Here is a 6,000-nt window from a genome sequence, read left to right on the forward strand (position 1 = left end):
GCCGTGAAGCCTCGTGTAAGCCCATGACCATATAAAAACAACTGGCAGGCTATGACATGACCACAGACCGCAACACCCAAGCCCCAGCTGCGCCTTCCGGCAACAGCGACCTGATCTACCAGCTGGACGACACCCCAGCCTTCGCCCCTGCCATCTTCGCGGCGCTGCAGCATGTGCTGGCCAGCTTCGTCGGCATCATCACCCCCACTCTGATCGTCGGCAGCGCCCTCGGCCTCGGTGCCCACGTGCCCTACCTGGTGAGCATGGCGCTGTTCGTCTCCGGCCTCGGCACCTTCGTCCAGGCCAAGCGCATCGGCCCGATCGGCTCCGGCCTGCTGTGCCTGCAGGGCACCAGCTTCGGCTTTCTCAGCGTGGTGCTCAGCGCCGGCTTCATCGTCAAGGGCCGCGGCGCCAGCGAGGAGGAGATACTCGCCACGCTGTTCGGCATCTGCTTCTGCGCCGCCTTCGTCGAGATCGCCTTCAGCCAGTTCATCAACAAGCTGCGCAAGGTGATCACCCCGGTGGTCACCGGCACCATCATCTGCCTGATGGGCCTGTCGCTGATCAAGGTGGGCATGACCGACTTGGCCGGCGGCTACGGCGCGCCGGACCTCGGCGCCCTGCATCACCTGGCCCTCGGCGGCCTGGTGCTGGGCACCATCGTCCTGCTCAACCGCGCCTCCTCGCAGGTGCTGCGCCTGTCGGCGGTGATCATCGGCCTGGCCCTGGGTTTCACCGTTGCCTGGTTCACCGGCCGGGTGGACTTCGCCAACATGGCCGAGGTGCCGCTGATCAGCGTGCCGCAGCCGTTCAAGTACGGCTTCGGCTTCGACTGGATCGCCTTCGTGCCAATCGCGGTGATCTTCCTGATCACCCCGCTGGAGACCGCCGGCGACCTGACCGCCAACTCGATCATCTCCAAGCAGCCGGTCAAGGGCCCACTGTACATGCGCCGGATCAAGTCCGGGGTACTGGCCGACGGCTGCAACTCGGCGGTCGCCGCCATGTTCAACAGTCTGCCGATGACCACCTTCAGCCAGAACAACGGGGTGATCCAGCTCACCGGCGTGGCCAGCCGCCACGTGGGCTTCTACATCGCCGGCATCCTGGTGCTGCTCGGCCTGTTCCCGGTGGTCGGCGCGGTGCTGCAGCTGATGCCCAAGCCGGTGCTCGGCGGCGCCACCCTGATCATGTTCGGCACCGTCGCCGTGGCCGGCATCAAGATCCTCAGCGAAGCCGGCCTGCACCGCCGCAACGTGCTGATCGTGGCCATCTCCCTGGGCCTGGGCCTGGGCGTGGCCGGCGTGCCGGACGTGCTGTCGCACATGCCGGACGTGCTGAAAAACATCTTCGGCTCGCCGATCACCATCGGCGCCTTCAGCGCCATCGTGCTGAACATCTTCCTGCCCGACGAGACCCACGAGGTCGAGGAAGACGACTACGACCCCGAGGCACACCTGCACACCGTGCTGCAGAACCGCCAGGACGACGAGGCCGTCGACGACGGCAGCCTCAAGACCCTCAGCCGCGACCTTACCCCGGACGCGCGACCGAGCTGACCGCCAACCTCGCTTCCCCTCCCGGCGGCGCGCCGCCGGGAGCTACCTGCTTGCACTCCAACAATAAGGAAAATCCATGAAACTCAAGCATCTGCCCCACTGCCTCGCCCTCTCCGCCGGACTGTTCTCCGGCCAGCAGGCGCTCGCCGGCGACCTGCTCTACTGGCAGGACAACAGCCTGTCCTACCTGTACGGCGAAAATTTTCAGCGCATGAACTTCAATGGCGAGGAGCAGCGCACCCAGACCACCTTCACCTTCGAGCACGCCAGCGGCTGGGCCTGGGGCGACGTGTTCTACTTCCTCGACTACATCCGCGCCGACAACGTGCAGTCGCGCGGCAGCTTCGACAACGGCACCTTCCGCCAGCACGACAAGGATTCCTTCTACTACATGGAGTTCTCCCCGCGCGTCAGCCTGAGCTGGCTGACCGGGCAGAAGCTGGCCGCCGGCCCGATCAAGGACGTCTACGCCGCCTTCACCTACGAGAAAGGCGAAGGCGGCCCCGGCCCGGAGAACTACCTGTACGGCGTCGGCCTGGACTGGGACGTGCCCGGTTTCGCCTTCTTCAAGACCAACCTGTACCGGGTGAAGATCAACAACCACACCTTCTTCGCCGACAGCGACAGCAACGGCTACGCCACCCAGCTGACCGTCTCCGCCGCCTACCCCTTCAGCGTCGGCCAGCAGGACTTTTTGGTCGACGGCTTCGTCGACTGGCGCTCGCCGTCCAGCGATGCCGGCACCCAGACCTCGGTGGGCTCCTCGATCCAGGTCAAGTGGGACGCCGGCAAGGCCCTGTTCGGCAAGGAGCGCCAGCTCTACGTCGGCACCGAAGTGAACATGTGGCACAACAAGTACGGCGTGAAGCCGGTGGACGGTTCCACCGACGGCTTCGACCAGACCGCCGTGCAGGCACTGGTCAAGTACCACTTCTGACCGCTGCCACACCGCACTTGGCCGACGTCGGGTAGGGACGGCGGCCGGGTAAAAAGGGGGATGGGCCTTGTGCCCTTCCCCCTTTTTCTTTGCGCCGAGCGCAAGGGGCGCACGGAGCAGCGCCTTTACCAAACCGGCTTCACCCCCGCACCAACCGAGCGCTCATGAACCAGGCCCAGCACCGCATCGGTGCAGGATCGAGCTGCCCTATCCGGCTTCTCCATCAATGGCTTGCAAGCATACAACTGACCAGAAGGTCAAGTTTTTGCACACAATAAATAGCTTTTTTGTGTGCAATTTGTCAGAAAGCCATATTCAGCGGCGCATTTTATGTGTACAAGGCAATCAGGTTCCTACCGAAATTCTGCCGAAACGACTGTATACACAAGACCGGCCGAAGAGCGTCTACAAAAACGGAACGGAACCTGCAGACAAATCTCCTCATACGCCGCCACGGCGCAAGAACAAAACTGGGAGCTGTCCATGTCCAACGCCGAAGAATTCCGCATCAAGCACATCGATACCTCGCTGCACAACGAGGACCTCGCCCCGCTCGCCCCGGAGAAACGCAAATGGGGCTGGTTCGAGATCTTCAACGTCTGGTCCAACGACATCCAGAGCCTGTTCGGCTACACCCTGGCCGCCACCCTGTTCATCTCCTACGGGCTCAACGGCTGGGCGGTGCTGGCCGGTATCGTCCTCGCCGGTTTCATCGTCATGGGCCTGGTGCAGCTGACCGGCAAGCCGAGCGTGAAGTACGGCATTCCCTTCCCGGTGTTCGCCCGTGCCAGCATGGGCGTGCGCGGCGCCAACTTCCCGGCCCTGGTCCGCGGCATAGTCGCGATCTTCTGGTACGGCGTGCAGACCTACTTCGCCTCCACCGCGGTGGCGCTGCTGCTCAACTCGCTGCTGCAGCCAGAGGCGCCGGCCACCTTCCTCGGCATGACCGCCATCGGCTGGCTGTCCTACCTGATCGTCTGCGTGTTCCAGGTGGCGCTGTTCATCCGCGGCATCGACTGGATCACCAAGTTCCTCAACTGGGCCGGGCCGCTGGTCTACGTGGTGATGATCGCGCTGATGGCGATGATCTGGTACCAGGCCGGCCCCAGCCTGCTCGGCGAGCTGGGCAACATCTTCGACGGCAGCGGCGAGTATGCCGCCGGCCCGGTAGCCGCCTTCTTCGCCGTGGTCGGCACCATGGTTGCCTACTTCGCCGCGGTGGTGATCAACTACGGCGACTTCGCCCGCTTCGTCAAAAGCGAAAAGCAGATGACCGTCGGCAACTTCCTCGGCCTGCCGGTGAGCCTGGCGTTCTTCTCGCTGATCGCCCTGGTGATCACCGCCGGCACCGTGGTGGTGTTCGGCGAGACGCTGACCAACCCCACCGACATCGTCGCGCGGGTGGACAACCTGAGCCTGACCATCATCGCCGCGCTGACCTTCTTCGCCGCGACCGTGGGCATCAACCTGGTGGCCAACTTCATCCCGCCGGCCTACGACCTGGCCAACCTGGCGCCGGCGCATATCAGCGCGCGCACCGGCGGCTTCATCACCGCGGCCATCGCCTTCTTCATCGGCGCGCTGTGGGTGGCCTTCATCAGCAACGTCGGCATCGCCGCCTTCGTCGACACCCTGGGCGCCGTGCTGGCGCCGCTGTACGGCATCATCGTCGCCGACTACTACCTGGTGCGCCGCGGCAAGCTCGACCTGCAGCAGCTGTTCAGCGCCGAGGTCGGCTCGGCCTACTACTTCGACGGCGGCTGGAACCGCAAGGCGCTGATCGCCTTCGCGGTGGCCTCGGTGTTCTCCGTCGCCTCGGTATGGACCCCGGGCCTGAGCCAGCTGTCCGGCTACGCCTGGATCTTCGGCGCACTGCTCGGTGCGGCCCTGCACTACGGGCTGATGCGTGGCCAGGCCCAGGCGGTGAAGCGCGCCAGCGCTGCCGCCTGACTCCTCACGGGGTGGACGAAGCCGGCGCCCGTGCGCCGGCTTTGGCTTTCTGGCGTTCGAGAAAGTCCACCTTCCACTGCTCCAGGCCGATGTACTCGCTGTCCAGATTGGCCTCGACCCGGTGCTTGTCCTTCAGCGCCGCGACCTGCGCCGCGTGCTCGCCGAGAAAACGGTCGAAGCGCGCGATCAGCTCGGGCTGGCGAGCGCTCGACAGATGGAAGCTGCCGCGGGTGTGCGGCAGCTTGGGGTCGAACACCAGGGCGCCGGGGCGGGCGCGGATGTTGTCGAGGTAATGGGTCGCCACCACCACGTTGAAATAGGCGCCGTCGGTGTCCTGCTTCAGCGCCTGGCGAATCATCTGGCGCAGATCGTCGCTGTAGCTCAGGCGGATCTGCCCGCTGTCGATGCGCTGCTCGTAACCGCGCGGCGTCCAGCCCTGCACCATGGCCAGGCGAGCGATGCCCTCCAGCGCCTGGCCCTGGCGCTGCGGCGCCACCAGCACGCCGTCGACGTAATCGACCACCGCCTGGCTGTAGTGCAGGGTCATGCCGGCCTTCTGCGCCTGCGCCCAGTGCGGGCTGTCCGGGTACTTGAAATCGATCTCGCCGCGCTGCAACGCCGGCAACAGCTGCTCCACCGGCAGCGCCTTGTAACTCAGGCTGATACCGCTGTCGGCGGCGAAGGCATCCAGCACCTCGCGGGCGAAACCGCGGTAGTCGCCCTGGGCGTCGAGGCTGTAGTGCGGGGCGAACGGCAGATCCTCGACGCCGACCACATAGCTTTGCGCCAGGGCAGTGGGCGTCAGCAGAATGGCAGACAGCAGACACAGTGGTACGGGCTTCATTGCAAGCCTCCTTATTGTTGTTCTGGGAATCCGGTCAGGCGGCTCAGCCGCCGGTCATGCTCATAAAGCGCACCACCTGCACCTGCTCGTCGCTGGCGAAGTGGTGCCGCTCGGGTTTCAGGCGCAGCGCCTCGATCAGCGCCTGGCGCAGGCGCGCGCCGTCGCCGGGGTGGGCGCGCAGCAGGCGCTTGAGGTCCAGCGCGTTGTCGTGGCCGAGGCAGAGCACCAGCTTGCCCTCGGCGGTGACCCGCACGCGGTTGCAGTCGCCGCAGAAGTTGTGGCTGTGCGGGGAGATAAAACCGACCCGCGTCTCGCTGCCGACCACCTGCCAGTAACGCGACGGCCCGCCGGTGACCTGGCTGCTGCGCACCAGCGCATGGCGCTGCTCGATACGCGCGCGCACCTCGTCGCTGGAGCAGAAGGTCTGCTCGCGCCTGTGACTGACCACGCTGCCCAGCGGCATTTCCTCGATAAAGCTGATGTCCAGGCCGCGGGCGATGGCGAACTCGACCAGATCGAGCACCTCGTCGTCGTTGCGCCCGCGCTGCACCACGCTGTTGAGCTTGATCCGCTCGAAACCGGCGGCGCGCGCCGCGTCGATGCCGGCCAGCACCTGGTCGAGCTTGTCGCGCCGGGTGAAGGCGGCGAAACGCTCGCGCTTGAGCGAATCCAGGCTGACGTTCAGACGGCGCACGCCGGCCGCGCGCAGC

5 protein-coding genes are annotated in these 6,000 nt (G+C 65.6%); 3 read left to right on the forward strand and 2 right to left on the reverse strand.

What is annotated here, in order from left to right:
- Positions 1-56: 56 nt before the first annotated feature.
- The 3 genes from N878_RS08680 to N878_RS08690 all read left to right on the forward strand — a co-directional run bounded on the left by N878_RS08680 (position 57) and on the right by N878_RS08690 (position 4,446).
- Positions 57-1,559, forward strand: a complete 1,503-nt coding sequence (locus tag N878_RS08680; RefSeq protein ID WP_021443274.1) for a nucleobase:cation symporter-2 family protein — start codon at positions 57-59, stop codon at positions 1,557-1,559.
- A 76-nt stretch (positions 1,560-1,635) separates the two neighbouring features.
- Complete coding sequence (locus tag N878_RS08685) at positions 1,636-2,496, forward strand: outer membrane protein OmpK (RefSeq protein ID WP_021443275.1); 861 nt, start codon at positions 1,636-1,638, stop codon at positions 2,494-2,496.
- Between the two features lie 483 nt (positions 2,497-2,979).
- On the forward strand, positions 2,980-4,446 hold the full coding sequence (locus N878_RS08690; RefSeq protein ID WP_021443276.1) for an NCS1 family nucleobase:cation symporter-1: 1,467 nt from the start codon (positions 2,980-2,982) through the stop codon (positions 4,444-4,446).
- Positions 4,447-4,450: 4 nt separating this feature from the next.
- Here N878_RS08690 and N878_RS08695 read toward each other — a convergent pair whose 3' ends face one another.
- Positions 4,451-5,290, reverse strand: coding sequence for an ABC transporter substrate-binding protein (locus N878_RS08695; RefSeq protein WP_021443277.1), 840 nt, complete (start codon positions 5,288-5,290; stop codon positions 4,451-4,453).
- A gap of 43 nt (positions 5,291-5,333) precedes the next feature.
- A partial coding sequence (locus N878_RS08700; protein WP_021443278.1) for a GTP 3',8-cyclase MoaA occupies positions 5,334-6,000 on the reverse strand: 667 nt, incomplete at its 5' end.

The sequence above is a fragment of the Pseudomonas sp. EGD-AK9 genome (assembly GCF_000465935.2).
GTDB lineage: Bacteria > Pseudomonadota > Gammaproteobacteria > Pseudomonadales > Pseudomonadaceae > Aquipseudomonas.

What these genes read in the sequence shown, in the direction of transcription:
- N878_RS08685 (WP_021443275.1), top strand. Translation starts at nt 1,636, where the DNA reads ATGAAACTCAAGCATCTGCCCCACTGCCTCGCCCTCTCCGCCGGACTG.
- N878_RS08680 (WP_021443274.1), top strand. Translation starts at nt 57, where the DNA reads ATGACCACAGACCGCAACACCCAAGCCCCAGCTGCGCCTTCCGGCAAC.
- N878_RS08690 (WP_021443276.1), top strand. Translation starts at nt 2,980, where the DNA reads ATGTCCAACGCCGAAGAATTCCGCATCAAGCACATCGATACCTCGCTG.
- N878_RS08695 (WP_021443277.1), bottom strand. Translation starts at nt 5,290, where the DNA reads ATGAAGCCCGTACCACTGTGTCTGCTGTCTGCCATTCTGCTGACGCCC.